The sequence below is a fragment of the Chitinimonas koreensis genome, from assembly GCF_014353015.1.
GTDB lineage: Bacteria > Pseudomonadota > Gammaproteobacteria > Burkholderiales > Chitinimonadaceae > Chitinimonas > Chitinimonas koreensis.
In genome coordinates, this window is the sequence record NZ_CP060704.1 from 4,487,594 (window position 1) to 4,503,581 (window position 15,988).

10 protein-coding genes are annotated in these 15,988 nt (G+C 68.4%); 4 read left to right on the forward strand and 6 right to left on the reverse strand.

Annotated elements, in window-relative coordinates; translation table 11 throughout:
• Positions 1-233: 233 nt before the first annotated feature.
• The gene (locus tag H9L41_RS18875; protein ID WP_028445099.1) at positions 234-2,045 is read right to left on the reverse strand and encodes a phosphoenolpyruvate carboxykinase (GTP); all 1,812 of its coding nucleotides are present in this window, start codon (positions 2,043-2,045) and stop codon (positions 234-236) included.
• Positions 2,046-2,381: 336 nt separating this feature from the next.
• Between H9L41_RS18875 and H9L41_RS18880 the strand changes: the two genes are divergently transcribed.
• Entirely contained in the window at positions 2,382-5,072 is a 2,691-nt protein-coding gene (locus H9L41_RS18880; RefSeq protein ID WP_245589168.1) for a TonB-dependent receptor, read from the forward strand.
• A gap of 376 nt (positions 5,073-5,448) precedes the next feature.
• Complete coding sequence (locus H9L41_RS18885; protein WP_051318770.1) at positions 5,449-8,148, forward strand: TonB-dependent receptor plug domain-containing protein; 2,700 nt, start codon at positions 5,449-5,451, stop codon at positions 8,146-8,148.
• Positions 8,149-8,289: 141 nt separating this feature from the next.
• Here H9L41_RS18885 and miaA read toward each other — a convergent pair whose 3' ends face one another.
• The 5 genes from miaA to tsaE all read right to left on the reverse strand — a co-directional run bounded on the left by miaA (position 8,290) and on the right by tsaE (position 14,087).
• Entirely contained in the window at positions 8,290-9,207 is a 918-nt protein-coding gene (gene miaA / locus H9L41_RS18890) for a tRNA (adenosine(37)-N6)-dimethylallyltransferase MiaA (RefSeq protein ID WP_084299884.1), read from the reverse strand.
• Positions 9,204-9,962, reverse strand: coding sequence for a hypothetical protein (locus H9L41_RS18895; protein WP_157461874.1), 759 nt, complete (start codon positions 9,960-9,962; stop codon positions 9,204-9,206). Before H9L41_RS18895 ends, miaA begins: the two co-directional genes overlap by 4 nt.
• Positions 9,963-9,973: 11 nt before the next feature.
• Positions 9,974-11,887, reverse strand: coding sequence for a DNA mismatch repair endonuclease MutL (mutL, locus tag H9L41_RS18900; protein WP_028445097.1), 1,914 nt, complete (start codon positions 11,885-11,887; stop codon positions 9,974-9,976).
• Between the two features lie 299 nt (positions 11,888-12,186).
• Positions 12,187-13,476, reverse strand: a complete 1,290-nt coding sequence (locus H9L41_RS18905) for an N-acetylmuramoyl-L-alanine amidase (protein WP_051318768.1) — start codon at positions 13,474-13,476, stop codon at positions 12,187-12,189.
• Positions 13,428-14,087 carry a tRNA (adenosine(37)-N6)-threonylcarbamoyltransferase complex ATPase subunit type 1 TsaE gene (gene tsaE / locus H9L41_RS18910; RefSeq protein ID WP_373278936.1) on the reverse strand — a complete coding sequence of 220 codons (660 nt, stop codon included), beginning with the start codon at positions 14,085-14,087 and terminating at the stop codon, positions 13,428-13,430. Before tsaE ends, H9L41_RS18905 begins: the two co-directional genes overlap by 49 nt.
• On the opposite strand from tsaE, the gene queG reads away from it, so the two are divergent.
• Positions 14,019-15,005 carry a tRNA epoxyqueuosine(34) reductase QueG gene (queG, locus tag H9L41_RS18915; RefSeq protein WP_373282124.1) on the forward strand — a complete coding sequence of 329 codons (987 nt, stop codon included), beginning with the start codon at positions 14,019-14,021 and terminating at the stop codon, positions 15,003-15,005. The two genes, tsaE and queG, sit on opposite strands and share 69 nt — an antisense overlap.
• 264 nt (positions 15,006-15,269) lie before the next feature.
• Positions 15,270-15,878: a response regulator transcription factor gene (locus H9L41_RS18920; protein WP_028445093.1), complete on the forward strand. Its 609-nt coding sequence runs from the start codon at positions 15,270-15,272 to the stop codon at positions 15,876-15,878.
• Positions 15,879-15,988: the final 110 nt, after the last annotated feature.

The following is a 15,988-nucleotide window of genomic DNA, read 5'->3' on the forward strand; positions in this document are numbered from 1 at the left end:
GCGGAAACGGTAGGGGCGATCGCGGCAGCCGGATGCCGTCGTGTAGGAGCGGCTTCAGCCGCGAGCGGGTTGAGGCGCAACCATCGCCATTCGCGGCCGAAGCCGTTTCTACCGGGCGCGGCGTCGCTCGGCCGCGGGCCGATACACGACGGGCATCGCTGCACTCGGCCCTGCACATGAAAAAAGGCCGCCTGGTAGGCGGCCTTTCCATGGCGAAGCGCCGGGCGTGCGGATCAGCGCGCCAGGGCCTCGCTCAATTGGGTGCGCTTGGTTTCCAGCGCCGGCGGCAGCCGATCGGCCAGCTTGGCCAGCCACTCGGCGTGCGAGCCGAGCTCGGCGCGCCAGGCCTCAAAATCGAGCGACATCAGCTTGGCGAACTGGGCCGGGTTCATCTCGGCCAGGCCTTGCCAGTCGAGGTCGGCGTACTCGGGCATCCAGCCCAGCAGCGTCTCGCGGCCGCCGGCCTTGCCCTGCACCCGGCCGATCATCCACTCGAGCACGCGCATGTTCTCGCCGAAGCCCGGCCACAGGAACTTGCCGGCCTCGTCGACGCGGAACCAGTTGACGCAGAAGATGCGCGGCGGCATGGCGACGCGTTCGCCCATCTTCAGCCAGTGATCGAAGTAGTCGCCCATGTGGTAGCCGCAGAACGGCAGCATGGCGAACGGATCGCGCCGGGTCTGGCCCTGCGCGCCCATCGCCGCGGCGGTGGTCTCCGAGCCCATGGTGGCGGCCATGTAGACGCCCTCGTCCCAGCTCGCCGCCTCGAACACCAGCGGCACCGTGCTCGAACGGCGGCCGCCGAAGATGAAGGCCGAGATCGGCACGCCGGCCGGGTCGTTCCAGGCCGCGTCGAGCGAGGGGCACTGCTCGGCCGAGACGGTGAAGCGCGCGTTCGGATGGGCCGCCTTGCGGCCGCATTCGGGCGTCCAGTCCTGCCGCTGCCAGTCGATCAGATGGGCCGGCGGCTCCTTGCTCATGCCTTCCCACCAGACGTCGCCGTCGTCGGTCAGCGCGACGTTGGTGAAGATGACGTTGCGCTTGAGCATCGCCATCGCGTTCGGGTTGGATTTCTCCGAAGTGCCCGGCGCCACGCCGAAGTAGCCGTTCTCGGGGTTGATCGCGTACAGCCGGCCGTCGGCGCCCGGCTTGATCCAGGCGATGTCGTCGCCGACCGTGGTCACCTTCCAGCCCTGGTAGGCGGCCGGCGGGATCAGCATGGCGAAGTTGGTCTTGCCGCAGGCGCTGGGGAAGGCCGCGGCGACGTAGGACTTCTCGCCCTGCGGGTTCTCCACGCCGAGGATCAGCATGTGCTCGGCCAGCCAGCCCTGGTCGCGGCCCATGGTCGAGGCGATGCGCAGCGCGAAGCACTTCTTGCCGAGCAGCGCGTTGCCGCCGTAGCCCGAGCCGTAGGACCAGATCTCGCGCGTCTCGGGGAAATGGACGATGTACTTGGTGTCCTTGTTGCACGGCCAGGCGACGTCGGCCTGGCCCTCGGCCAGCGGCGCGCCGACGCTGTGCACGCAGGGCACGAACTCGCCGTCGCTGCCCAGCACTTCGTAGACCGCGCGGCCCATGCGCGTCATCACGCGCATCGAGGCGACCACGTAGGGCGAATCGGTGATCTCGATGCCGACGTGGGCGATGTGCGAGCCGAGCGGACCCATGCTGAACGGGATCACGTACATCGTGCGGCCGCGCATGCAGCCTTCGAACAGGCCGTTCAGCGTCTGCCGCATCTCGGCCGGCGCGGTCCAGTTGTTGTTCGGGCCGGCATCCTCGCGGCGCTCGGCGCAGACGAAGGTACGGTCTTCGACGCGGGCGACGTCGGACGGATCGGAGAAGGCGGCGTAGGAATCGGGCCGCTTCTCGGGATTGAGCTTCACCAGCGTGCTGGCCGCCACCATCTGCGCGAGCAACTGCGCGTTCTCTTCGTCGGAGCCGTCGACCCAGTGGATGCGGGCGGGCTGGGTCAGGGCGGCGACCTGGGCGACCCAGTCGATCAATCGGCGGTGCTGGACGTAGGCGGGAGCGGCGAACTGCATGTGATGGCGACCTCGAATGGTAGTAACCACCACCCCACTACGAACGAATACGCCGCAATGAGGTGAAGAAGGCCGCCATTTTCGCAAATTCAGCGCCATAAGTCGTCATCAAATCGTAGTCAACCCAACTCGCCTACTTATCGCTTATGACAATTAGTTCGATATGTCGTCGTTTTTATAAAAAAGTGTCGCCATCTGCATACAAAAATACGTGAAATGCACGCAATTCCGGCCTTCCCCGGCACTCCGCCCTAGCATCGGCGCACCTCGTAGACACACGATCCGAACGCGAGGCCTAGTCACCAAATCAGGGGAAAGTGCATGAGAATCAGGTATTTGGCCCTCGCCATCGCGGCGATCGGCAGTTCGGGCAGCTGGGCGGCGGACGAGCCGATCAAGGCCGAACGCATCGAAGTCACCGGCTCGAACATCAAGCGGATCAGCAAGGAAACGGTCTCGCCGGTCACCACCATCAGCCGGGAGGAAATCGCCCGTTCCGGCGCCACCAACACGGTGGAGCTGATGCGCAAGCTGACCTCGGCCGGGGGCAACGGCGGCGAGACGCTGACCGCCAATTCCTTCCGCAACGGCGCCACCAGCGTCAACCTGCGCCAATTGCCGACCCTGGTGCTGCTCAACGGCTATCGCCTGCCGAGCTCGGGCTCGGACGAATACAGCGGCCAGACCTCGGTCGACCTCAATACCATCCCGCTGGCCGCGATCGAGCGCGTCGAAGTGCTCAAGGACGGCGGCTCGGCCATCTACGGCACCGACGCGGTCGGTGGCGTGATCAACTTCATCCTGCGCAAGAACGTCACCGGCCTCGAACTGTCGGCCTATGCCGGCGCGACCACCGAGGGCGACGGCGAGACCGCGCGCGCCTCGCTGGCCGGCGGCCTCGGCGGCAACTCGTCCGGTTTCAACCTGACCTACACGGTGTCTGCCGAAGAACGCAAGGCGGTCCACGCCGCGGACCGCGACTGGGCGCGCGGCCCCGACTTCCGCGACCGCCCCTGGGGCCTGCACGTCGGCAACGTCTACGGTTCCAAGGGCTCGGACCCCGGCACGCTGTCGACCGGCGGCTCGCAGCGGATGTGGGATCCGGAGTGCACGGCCGAGCACCGCCAACCCTATCCCGACGCGCCGGAATGGTTCGCCGCGCCCAACCGCAACGCCTGCATGTACGCGCCGGCCGACTCGGAAGACCTGCTGCATCCCTACAAGCGCTACAGCGCGATCGCGCTGGCCAACTGGGACGTGAGCGACAGCTTCTCGCTGTTCGGCCAGTTCTTCTTCAACCACTACGACACCCGGCTGGTCGCCTCGCCGGCCTGGATCCAGGACCGCGACCGCGCCAACGTGCTGCTGGTGGCGGCCGACAACCCCTTCAACACCTACGGCAGCAATGTCCGCGTCCGCCGGCTGTTCCAGGCCGACGAGGGCGGCGGCAAGTCCAAGGTCGACACCGGCTGGCTGGTCGCCGGCGCCAAGGGCCAGGTCGGCAGCTGGGACTGGATCGTCGCCGCCGGCCACAGCCAGGAGAAAGGCGACATCCGCACCTACGGCACCTTCCTGCACGACAAGCTGCAGGACTACCTCGACCAGGGCAAGTACAACCCCTTCGGCGGCAACCACAACAGCCCGCAGATCATCCGCGAGCTGACCGCCGACCACGCGGTGCGCACCAAGTCGGAAACCGACTTCGTCAACGCCAAGGCCAGCACCGAGTTCGGCGAACTGTCGGGCGGGCCGATCGGCGTCGCCTTCGGCGCCGAGTTCAAGCGCGACAAGCTGAGCTACGACCCGACCCAGGCCTGGCGCAACGGCGAGATCGGCATCTATTCGGTGCTGCGCGGCATCGACGGCTCGCAGTCGCAGAAGGCGGTGTTCGGCGAGCTGAGCCTGCCGATCCTGAGCAATCTGGAGGCCCAGCTGGCCGCCCGCTTCGACGACTACGAGCTGGCCGGCAGCACCACCAATCCCAAGCTGGGCATCCGCTGGACGCCGACCAAGTCGCTGCTGGTGCGCGCCAACTACAGCACCGGCTTCCGCGCGCCGACGCTGTCGCAGACCTTCAACGAGGGCCGCGGCGGCTTCGCCGCAACGAGCGATCCGAAGCGCTGCCTGCAAAGCAACGCGTATTTCAGCCAGTCCTGCGACGGCTCAGTGCTGTCGGTGGTCACCGGCACCAAGGACATCAAGCCGGAGAAGTCGACCAACTTCAACGTCGGCTTCGTGTTCGAGCCGGTGCGCGACGTCAGCCTGGGCGTGACCTATTGGCGCATCCTGTGGAAGGACCGCATCGCCTCGCTCGACAGCGAGACCGTATTGGCCGGCGAGGATGGCGCCTTCAGGAACAATGTGATCCGAGATCCCGTTTCCGCCATGGACTACGAGGAATACGAGAAGCTGACGCCGGCCGAGCAACTCGCCTTCGGTCCGCTGACACCGGACCGGGGCCGGCTCAAGGAAATCCGCGTCGGCCTGATCAACCGCAGCCGCATGCTGACCGACGGCTACGACTTCGACGCCTCGGTCGGCTGGCGCGCCGGCGAATACGGCAAGTTCAGGCTGTACACCGAAGCGACCTACCTGCGCCGGCAGAACCGCACGCTGACGCCGGACGATCCCGAGGTGAACTGCGACGGCGACCAGGCCTGCGACGCCGGCGAATTCCAGACCCCGCGCGTGCAGGCCAAGCTCGGCCTGAACTGGGAGAACGGCGCCTGGCAATTCGGCACCGCGGCCAACTATGTCTCGTCCTACCGGGTTTCGCGGCTGCCGTCGGCCACCATCAACATCTACTACGACCAGTACGGCGAAGGCGCCAAGGTGGGCAGTTCGACCCAGGCCGACCTGACGGTCGGCTACACCGGTTTCAAGCGGCTGACGCTGCGTGCCGGCGTCGACAACGTGTTCGACCGCGACCCGCCGTTCTATTCGGGCTCCAGCCTCGGCTACGACAGCGCCTACGGCAATCCGCGCGGCCGCTTCGTCTACGGCTCGCTGAGCTACCAATTCAACTGATCGTGGCAGGCGCGGCCGGCCTGCCGGCCGCGCCACCTTTTCGCCCCCGGCTCCGGCCGGGGCTTTTTACCGCAGTACCCTCACGATGAACCGGCGAAAAAGCCACACTTCCCGTACCCGAAAAGCCGCGTCGAAACCGGTCTGCGCTCAGGCGGGACGCGGTCCGCAATGCCCGGCAGGCCTTCATTCCCCGGCAGACACATCTGCTTACTCATATTTGCAACAGCGTAGCAATATGCCAACAGATTCACCGCCCCCACGGTCTGGCATTTCACGGTTGCGCCATCGCGATGGTAGTTTTTCGGCCTTGCGGTAAACGACGAGCGCTAACCCGGCGACTCCAAGTGCAAACACCGTAATCCTGGGGAGAGTCACCATGAAGTTCAGCAAACTGTCAGTTGCGCTGGCCGGTATCGGCCTGTCCGTCGCGGCCATCGCCGCCGAAGAAACCACGCCGCCGCAGAAGGTCGAGCGGATCGAAGTCACGGGTTCCAACATCCGTCGCGCCGCGGTCGAAGGCCCGTCGCCGGTGCAGGTGATCCGCAAGGAAGAGATCGAATCCTCCGGCGCCTCGACCGTGGTCGAGCTGATGAGCCTGTTGCCCAGCGTGACCGGCTTCTTCTCCGGCTCCAGCTCCAATTCGTTCTCGCAAGGCGCCGCCGCCGCTTCGCTGCGCGGCCTGGGCGAAAAGAACGTGCTGGTGCTGCTCAACGGCCGCCGCCTGGTCAACTACGGCTACGCCAACAACATCGATTCGAGCTTCGTCGACCTCAACGCCATCCCCCTGTCGGCCATCGAGCAGGTCGAAGTGCTGCGCGACGGCGCCTCGGCGATCTACGGCTCCGATGCCGTGGCCGGCGTGATCAACTTCAAGACCAAGCGCAACTACCAGGGCCTCGAAGTCGCCGGCCGCTACGGCCAGCACGTCGACGGCGGCGGCCAGGAGCATTCGGCCTCGATCTCGGCCGGCTTCGGCGACCTGAGCAACGACCGCTTCAACGTCCTGCTGACGGCCGACGTGTTCCAGCGCGAGCCCACCTTCGACCGCGACCATAAGTACACCAAGTCGACCGACTACCGTCCCTACGGCGGTACCGACAGCCGCGCTACCAATGCCTTCCCCGGCTCCTACGAGCTGTACGACACCGCGCTGGGCCGGCAGGCCATGGGCGGCTGCCTGGGCTCGGTCGAGCAGGACGACCGCGGCGACTGGTACTGCCGTACCGAAAGCGCCGCCTACACCCAGACCACCCCGCGCACCACGCGCACCGGCACGTCGGGCATCTTCAGCTTCGCGCTGACCCCGGACACCACGCTGTTCAGCGAACTGGCGTTCAATCGCAACGTCACCGACTACGAGAGCGGCTTCGCTTCGATCGGCACCTTCAACAGCGGCAACACCAAGAATGCCGATCGCCTGCTGTGGCCCGGCGACGCGGCCTACCCGACCTCGGTGCCGATCCGCTACTTCGACGACAACGGCGTGCTGCAGCAGGAAAACATCGATCCGGACGCCGATGCCGGCTCCCGCGTGATGGTGTTCCGCTCGGTCTACGAAGCAGGCCAGGTCCGCGAGAAGACCACCTCGGACACCGCCCGCGCCGTATTCGGCGTCAAGGGCAACCTGGCGGACTGGGACTACGAGACCTCGATCGGCTACGGCCACAACAAGGTCAAGACGGTCGAATCCGGCAAGCTCAAGACCGACGCCATCACCGACGCCTACCTGAACGGCGGCTACGATCCGTTCAAGCTGTGGAACAGCGCGGCCGACGTGCAGAAGCTGCTGACCAGCACCACCCGTGCAGCCGAATCGAAACTGATGAGCGCCGAGCTCAAGGCCAGCAACCCCGAACTGTTCAACCTGATGGACAGCCCGGTCGGCTTCGCCTGGGGCCTGCAGGCCTACAAAGACTCGATCAAGGACACGCCGGACGCGCAGACCATCGCCGGCAATATCGAAAATCAGGGCGCAACCGCGGTCAGCGGCGATCGCCGCGTGCTCTCGGCCTACGGCGAACTGGCGTTCAACCCGATCAAGCAGCTCGAGATCCAGCTGGCGCTGCGCCATGACCGCTACAGCGACTTCGGCGGCACCACCAATCCGAAGCTGTCGTTCGCCTTCCGCCCGATGCAGGAAGTCCTGCTGCGCGGTACCGCGACCACCTCGTTCAAGGCGCCGACGCTGCCGCAGCTGTACATGGCCGAATCGACCGCCTACACCGTGGTGGCCGACTGGGTGCGTTGCGGTCCGCTCGGCTACGGCCCGGGCCAGTGCCAGTACTCCTCGCGCCTGAAGATCCATTCGAACCCGGATCTGCAGCCGGAAGAGTCGAAGAACTTCGCCCTGGGCATCGTGCTGTCGCCGACGCGCAATCTGACCACCAGCTTCGACTGGTACCGGATCGAGCAGAAGAACACCATCGAGACGCTCAACGCCCAGTACATCCTGGACCACGAGTACAACGCCGACGGCACCAAGAACCCGGCCTTCGCCAACCTGATCGAGCGCTCGCCGCGCAACCCGGCGCTGGAAGCACAGTACCCGGGCCTGAAGGACGGTCGTCTGATCGGCGAAATCGTGCCGTTCATGAACGTGGGCAAGCAGAACGTCAGCGGCTTCGACTGGGGCCTGATCTACTCCTTCCAGCTGCTGAACATCGGCCGCCTGACCATCAACAACCAATACAGCCGCCTGTTGAAGCTGCAGAAATCGGACATCCCGTCGGAAGCCCCGCGTTCGCGCCTGGACGACAACTACAACCCGGAATGGCGCAACTCGCTGAACATCGAGCTCGCCAGCGGCCCGTGGAGCTACGACACCACGACCCGTACCGTGGCCAGCACCTACGACATGGAAGACATCCTGAACCTGGATGCCACTACGCCGCGCCTGTCGAGCTACACCTCGGTCGACCTGAACGTGGGCTACAAGGGCATCAAGAACACGGTGGTCAACGTCGGCGTGCAGAACCTGTTCGCCCGCGCACCGCGCTTCTCGAAGGACGGCGACGCGTTCCAGGACTCGGTGACCGGCCGCTTCGCCTACGCTTCGCTGCGCTACACCTTCAAGTAAGCGCCAGCCACAGCGACGGCTGCCGCAGCAACGGCTGCCGCAGCGACGGCTGCCGCAGCAAACTGAAACCCACGGCCTCGGCCGTGGGTTTTTTCATTGGCGCGCAAGCCGGGCCGGTGCGCGGGTTGCGACGCCAGCCCGTCAGGACAGCGCGGCCGCGATCCGGCCGGTCTCGCCCGGCTCGACCCGCTCGAATTCGTCCATCTGCCGCCGCAGCCAGGTGATCTGCCGCTTGGCCAGCTGCCGCGTGGCATAGACGCCGGTATCGCGCAGGCCCTGGCGGTCGAGTTCGCCGTCGAGGAACTGCCAGGCCTGGCGATAGCCGACGCAGCGCATCGACGGCAGATCGGGATCGAGCCGGTAGCGCGCGCGCAGCGCGGCGACCTCGTCGACCAGGCCGTCGGCCAGCATCTGCTCGAAGCGCAGCGCGATGCGCTCGTGCAGCACCGCCCGGTCGTCGGGCAGCAGCGCGAACTTCTTCAGCGCGTACGGCAGGCGCTCGTTGCTCTGCTCGGCCAGCCAGTCCGACATCGGCCGGCCGCTGACCAGGAAGATCTCCAACGCCCGCCCCACCCGCTGGCTGTCGTTGGGCGACAGCCGCGCCGCCGTGGGCGGGTCGAGCTCGGCCAGTCGCGCGTGCATGGCCGGCCAGCCCAGCCGCGCGGCATCCCGCTCCAGCTGCTCGCGGATCGCCGAGTCGGCCGAGGGCAGGTCGTGCAGGCCCTGCTCCAGCGCATTGAAGTACAGCATGGTGCCGCCGACCAGCAGCGGCACCTTGCCGCGCGCGGTGATCTCGGCCATCAGCCGCAACGCGTCGGCACGGAACTGGGCGGCCGAGTAGCGCTCGGTCGGGTCGATCACGTCGATCAGGTGGTGCGGCGCGACCGCCAGCGTGGCGGCATCGGGCTTGGCGGTACCGATGTCCATACCGCGGTAGACCAGCGCCGAATCGACCGAGATCAGCTCGACCGGATGACGCTGGGCCAGCTCCACCGCCAGCGCGGTCTTGCCGCTGGCGGTCGGGCCCATCAGGAAGACGGCGGGCGGCAGCGCGCTCACGAGCCGCGCCTCGCCAGGTGGCTGGCGACGAAACCGACCGCGAGGCCGGCCGCCAGGGCCGGCGCCAGCGCGCCGACGCCGAGCAGCGGGATGCCGAAGCCGAGCGCGTAGAAGAACACCGCGAAGCCCATCAGTCCGGTGAGGAAACCGCGCAGCGCCAGCAGCAGCGCATCGCGGCCGGCGTTGGCGAAGGTGAAGGCCGGGATCACGGTGGCGGCCACCGGCGCGCCGGTGAACACGCCGGTCAGCGTCGGACCGAACCAGGTGGCGGCATAGGTGAGCGAGCTGACCAGCGCGGCGGCGGCCAGCATGCGGGTGACGATCTCGACGCGCGGCAGGTGGGCCGGCACCGGCGGCGCGCTCGGCCGCGGCAGCCAGCGCGTGGCGGCCAGCCACAGCCCCGGCAGCACGGCGAAGCCGAGCCAGTAGGCATGCGCCAGGCCGGCGAAGTTGAGGGCGAAGGCCAGCGCCAGGTAGCCGAGCCAGCCGGCGGCGATCGCACCGGGCCAGCGCCAGCGCGCGCTGGCATGGCCGACCAGCAGCATGTAGGCGACATTGGCCCAGACGCCGACCGGCGCCGCCAGCGCGACCTCGCGCGCATAGTCGGCGCCGTGGCTGAGCCACAGCGTCAGCACCACCGGGCCGCCGACCAGCGGCAGGCCGCCCAGGAGGCCGGCCAGGTTCGGCCCCCAGCGTTTGCCGGCGAGGCTGGCGAGGCCGATCAGCGCCGGCGCGGCGAACAGTTTGACCAGCACGACCGGGTCCATCACTGGCCCCGCATGAACAGTTTGTCGAGTTCGCCCATGGTCAGCCGGAACCAGGTCGGTCGGCCGTGATTGCACTGGCCCGAACGCTCGGTCGCCTCCATCTCGCGCAGCAAGGCGTTCATCTCGGGCAGCGTCAGGCTGCGGTTGGCGCGCACCGCGCCGTGGCAGGCCATGCTGGCCAGCAGCTCGTCGCGCCGCTCGGTCAGCACCCGGCTCATGCCGACCTCGCGGATGTCGGCCAGCACCGCGCGCGCCAGCTCGATCGGATCGGCGTCGCGCAGCAGCATCGGGATCGCCCGCACCGCCAGCTGGTTCGGGCCCATCACCGCCATCTCGAAGCCGAGCCGCGCCAGCGTGTCGGCGTGCTCCTCGACGGTGGCGACGTCGAGCCGGTCGGCCGGGAAGGCCAGCGGGATCAGCAGCGGCTGGGTCGGCAGTTCGTCGGCGTCCAGCGCGGTCTTCAGCTTCTCGTACACCACGCGTTCGTGGGCGGCATGCATGTCGACCACGATCAGGCCTTCGCGCGCCTGGCTCAGCACGTAGACGCCGTGCAGCTGCGCCAGCGCGAAGCCGAGCGGCGGGAAGCCATCTTCATTGTCGCTGGGCAGGCGCTGCGGCGCTGCGGCACTCGCGGCCGCGAAACCCGTCGCGACGAAGTCGGCAGGTACTCGGCCCTGCCCATCGGCCACATTGCCGAGCGACGCACCACCGGCCGCGACAGGACGCTCGGCCTCGCGCGCGCCGGCGAACAGCGTGCTGTAGAAATCGCTGCCGCCGCGCTCGCGCACCGCGCCGAACGGCATCCGGGTCTGCTCGTAGCGCCAGGCCGGCGCGGTCGGCGCCGCCGGCGACGGCGCCGCGAACGGCTGCGCCGCGGCCGTACCGTCGGCGGGCGCTTCGCCCTCGGCAGCGGCCTGCGCGCCGGCGCGCGTCTCGGCCAGCGCCTTGTGCAGCGCATGGAACAGGAAGCGGTGGATGGCCTGCGACTCGCGGAAGCGCACCTCGGTCTTGGTCGGATGCACGTTGACGTCGACCGACTCGGGCTCGAGCTCGATGAACAGCACGTAGAGCGGCTGGCGGTCGAGGTGCAGCACGTCGCGGTAGGCCTCGCGCACCGCGTGCAGCACCACCTTGTCGCGCACGAAGCGGCCGTTGACGAAGACGAACTGGGCATCGCGGCCGGCGCGCGACACCGTCGGCGAACCGGCGAAGCCGCTGAGCCTGAGGCTCGCCGCCGCCGCTTCGAGCGGCAGCATGCTGTCGGCGAACTCGTTGCCGAGCACCGCGCGCATGCGCTCGGCCGGCGACTCGGGCTTGAGCCGCCACTGCGCCTTGCCGTTGTGGATCAGGGTCAGGCCGAGGTCGGGCCGCGACAGCGCGATGCGCTTGAACACGTCGTCGCAATGGGCGTACTCGGTCGCCGGCGTCTTGAGGAAGCGGCGGCGGGCCGGCACGTTGAAGAACAGGTCGCGCACCTCGACCACGGTGCCGGCGGCCAGCGCGGCCGGCTCGGGCTCGTGGATGCTGCCGTTGTCGGCGCTCACGCGCCAGGCCTTGTCGCCATCGGCGGCGCGGCTGGTCAGCACCAGCTGCGACACCGAGGCGATGCTGGCCAGCCCTTCGCCGCGGAAGCCGAGGCTCCTCACGCGCTGCAGGTCTTCCAGGCTGGCGATCTTGCTGGTGGCGTGGCGGCTCAGCGCCAGCGCCAGATCCTCGCGGTCGATGCCGCCGCCGTCGTCGGTCACCCGGATCAGCTTGGTGCCGCCCTCGGCCAGCTCGACCGTCAGCGTCAGCGCGCCGGCGTCGAGGCTGTTCTCGAGCAGTTCCTTCAGCGCGGACGCGGGCCGCTCGACGACTTCGCCGGCGGCGATCTGGTTGACGAGATGGTCGGGCAAGGCGCGGATGCGGGACATGGCGTGGGGGGGTGCAGCGGGGAAGGCGCCAGTATACCAGCGCGCCCGGATGCCCCTGATCCACTGGATAGGTCTACTACATGGAATACCGGTAACGCAGCCTGGATAGAGGAGGAAGCGGCTCCCGCAGGTTCATCGGCTCACTGACGAGCGCTAGCGAGGCCCCCTCGCGGCGGCGAGGGCGGGGGAGTCGGGTTGGATCAGGGCTCGCCGTGGTTCGAGCGTTCACCAAGAGAAAACGCCCGGCTTTGCCGGGCGCTGCGCAGACGGTCGATCAAAACACAAGGTGGAGCAAATCCCTAGGCGAGCTTGCTGCGGGCCAGCGGCGGATTCTTGGCCAGGTAGCGGCGGATGCCCTTGAGCAGCGTCTCGGCCATCTTGTCCTGGTAGCCGTCGTCGGCCAGCTTCTTCTCCTCTTCCGGATTGGAGATGAAGGCCGTCTCGACCAGGATCGACGGGATGTCGGGCGACTTCAGCACGGCGAAGCCGGCCTGCTCGACCTGGCCCTTGTGCAGCCGGTTGATCTCGCCGAGCTCGGTCAGCATCACCCGGCCGAACTTGAGGCTGTCGTTGATGGTGGCGGTCTGGGTCAGGTCGAACAGCGTGTGGGCCAGGTAGGGGTCCTTCACGTCCAGCCGCACGCCGCCGATCAGGTCCGACTCGTTCTGGGTCTTGGCCAGCCACTTGGCCGCGGTGCTGGTGGCGCCGCCTTCCGACAAGGCGAACACCGACGAGCCGCGCGCATCGGGCTTGACGAAGGCGTCGGCGTGGATCGACATGAACAGGTCGGCGTTGACCTTGCGCGCCTTCACCACGCGCTGGCCCAGCGGCACGAAGAAGTCGTCGTCGCGCGTCAGCACCGCGCGCATATTGGGCTGGCGGTCGATCAGCGCCTTGAGCTTCTTGCCGATCGCCAGCGTCACCGTCTTCTCGTAGGTGCCGCCCTTGCCGACCGCGCCCGGGTCCTCGCCGCCGTGGCCGGGGTCGATCACGATGGTGACCAGCCGGCTGACGTCGATCTTGTCGCGCCCGATCGGCTTGCCCTCGTCGAAGGCGGGCTGCTCGGGCCTGGGCGGCGGGGCCGGCTGCGGCGCGGCCAGCGCCTTGTCCTCGTCCAAGAGGCCCAGCAGCGGATCCTCCGGCTTGGCCGGGTAGAGGTCGATCACCAGCCGGTGCTGGTATTCGCCGAACGGCTCGAGCGTGAACACCTGCGGCTTCACCTCGGTCTTGAGGTCCAGCACCACCCGCACCGTGCCGGGCTTGTAGCGGCCGGCGCGCAGCGTCTTGACGTAGGGGTCCTCGGTGCCGATGCGGCCGCCGATGCGGGCCAGCTCGTCGCCCCAGTCGGCGCCGTCGAGGTCGACCACCAGCCGCGCCGGATCGGGCACCAGGAACTGGTTGAACTTGAGCGGCGCGCTCGATTCGACGGTGATGCGGGTATAGGCCTTGGCCGGCCAGACGCGCACGGCCACCACGGCACTGCCGGCGAGGACGCGCGGCGCGACGCCGAGCAGCAGCGTCGCCACCGCGCCGCGCAACATCAGCCGGCGGGACGGGTCGTGCCGAAAGCGGTCAGGGATGCGAGACATGTGATTCCGAAAGCGGTGCTTGCGATCAGCTCGAGGCGGCGGCCTTCGCCTTGCGGCGACAGGCGGATGGTCCAGTCGGGCGACGGCAGCAGGCCTGCCGCCTTGTCCGGCCATTCGACCAGGCAGACGCTGGCCGGGTTGAACAACTCCCGGAAGCCGGCATCCTCCCATTCGAGCGGATCTGCAAATCTATATAAATCAAAGTGATGGAATTCTAAGTTAGAAACTACGTAAGGTTCAACCAGCGTATAGGTCGGGCTCTTCACCCGGCCTTTGAAACCGAGCCCGCGCAACATGCCGCGGGTGAGCGTGGTCTTGCCCGCGCCGAGGTCGCCCTCGAGCCAGACCGACAGGCCGCCGCGCAGCCCGGCCGACAGCGTCTCGCCGAGCGCCAGCGTGGCCGCCTCGTCGGGCAGCCAGGCGCTCAGGGTATGATTCGCAGCATGCATGAACCGGATATATCCATCGCTGAAAGGGATTGGTCCGCGCTGGCCGCCCGCATCAAGCGGTGGGCGCGCGAACTGGGATTCGACGCGGCGCAGATCGGCGATGCCGACCTCGGCGCCGCCGCCGAGACGGGCCTCGCAGCCTGGCTCGAGGCCGGCCACCACGGCGAGATGGATTATATGGCCGCCCACGGCGCCAAGCGCGCGCGGCCGGCCGAGCTGGTGCCCGGCACGCGGCGGGTGATCTCGCTGCGCATGAACTACCGGCCGCCGGCCGCCAAGCCGAGCGAGGCGGTGCTGGCCGACGGCGAGGCCGCCTTCGTCTCGCGCTACGCGCTGGGCCGCGATTATCACAAGGTCCTGCGCAATCGCATACAGAAACTGGCCGAGCGGATCGAGGCCGAGATCGGCGCGCACGGCTACCGCGCCTTCGTCGATTCGGCGCCGGTGCTCGAGGTCGAGGCCGCCGCGCGCGCCGGGCTCGGCTGGCGCGGCAAGCACACGCTGCTGCTGAGCCGCGAGCACGGCTCCTTCTTCTTCCTCGGCGAGCTGTTCACCGACCTGCCGCTGCCGATCGACCCGCCCCTGCCGCAGGAGCACTGCGGCCGCTGCACGCGCTGCATCGACGTCTGCCCGACCCAGGCGATCGTGGCGCCCTACCGCGTCGACGCGCGGCGCTGCGTGTCCTACCTGACCATCGAACTGAAGGGTGCGATCCCAGAAGAGTTGCGGCCGCTGATCGGCAACCGCGTCTACGGCTGCGACGACTGCCAGCTGACCTGCCCGTGGAACCGCTTCGCGGTCGACAGCGCCGAGGCCGATTTCGCGGTGCGCAACGGGCTCGACGACGTCAGCCTGGCCGAGCTGTTCGGCTGGGACGAGGCGGCGTTCAAGACCCGGCTGGCCGGCACGGCGATCTTCCGCATCGGCCACGAGCGCTGGCTGCGCAACCTGGCGGTCGGCCTCGGCAACGCGCCGACCACGCCGGCCGTGGTGGCCGCACTGCAGTCGCGCCGCGACGACGCGTCGGCGCTGGTGCGCGAGCATGTGGCTTGGGCGCTGGAACGGCATGGGCAGACCTGAGTGCTCGGTTCGCACGGATGAGCGCGCAGATACGTTGCTGGCCGCAAGTTCGTCGCGCGAACGAGATAGGTCGGGTTTGATACCCGACAGCGATCTTGACGGCAGCGCCGGCGGGCATAAAGCCCGACCTACAGGGATGTCTCCGCAGAACGGTTTCAGCCGCGAATCGACGGCGGGCGCGATGCCGGGCATGCGCGGCTGAAGCCGCTCCTACAGGCGTGACGCGCTAAGATTCGTGCCCCTTCATTCATTTTCCCGGCCGCCATGTCCCGCATCCGCATCGTCCTCGCCGAAGACCAGGCCCTCGTGCGCGGCGCGCTGGCCGCGCTGCTGCGGCTCGAGGGCGATCTGGACGTGGTCGGCGAGGCCGGCGACGGCCGCGCCGCGCTCGAGCGGATCGAGCAGCTGCGGCCCGACGTGCTGCTGACCGATATCGAGATGCCGCTGCTGACCGGGCTCGACGTCGCCCGCACGGTGAAGGAGCGCGGCTGGCCGACGCGGGTGGTGATCGTGACCACCTTCGGCCGCGCCGGCTACCTGCGCCGCGCGCTCGAGGCCGGCGTGGCCGGCTATTTGCTCAAGGACGCGCCGAGCGAACAGCTGGCCGCCGCGATCCGCCGGGTGGCGGCCGGCGGCCGCGCGATCGACCCGGAGCTGGCGATGGCCGGCTGGGACGGCGACGACCCGCTGACCGAGCGCGAGCGCCAGGTGCTGCGGCTGGCCGGCGAAGGCCGCAGCTCGGCCGAGATCGCCGAGCTGATCCACCTGAGCGAGGGCACGGTGCGCAACAAGCTGTCCGAGGCGATCGGCAAGCTCGGCGCGGCGAACCGGGTGGAGGCGGCGCGGATCGCGCGGGACAAGGGGTGGCTGTGAGAGAAGCGGTGAAATGTGAAACGTGAAACGTGGACCCCATCCCCTCCCCAACCCTCCCCTTGAAGGGGAGGGAGCTGCATTGCGACACGTCTGACGATCACCGGTGATCG

What these genes read in the sequence shown, in the direction of transcription:
- H9L41_RS18920 (WP_028445093.1), top strand. Translation starts at nt 15,270, where the DNA reads ATGTCCCGCATCCGCATCGTCCTCGCCGAAGACCAGGCCCTCGTGCGC.
- mutL (WP_028445097.1), bottom strand. Translation starts at nt 11,887, where the DNA reads ATGTCCCGCATCCGCGCCTTGCCCGACCATCTCGTCAACCAGATCGCC.
- H9L41_RS18905 (WP_051318768.1), bottom strand. Translation starts at nt 13,476, where the DNA reads ATGTCTCGCATCCCTGACCGCTTTCGGCACGACCCGTCCCGCCGGCTG.
- H9L41_RS18875 (WP_028445099.1), bottom strand. Translation starts at nt 2,045, where the DNA reads ATGCAGTTCGCCGCTCCCGCCTACGTCCAGCACCGCCGATTGATCGAC.
- H9L41_RS18885 (WP_051318770.1), top strand. Translation starts at nt 5,449, where the DNA reads ATGAAGTTCAGCAAACTGTCAGTTGCGCTGGCCGGTATCGGCCTGTCC.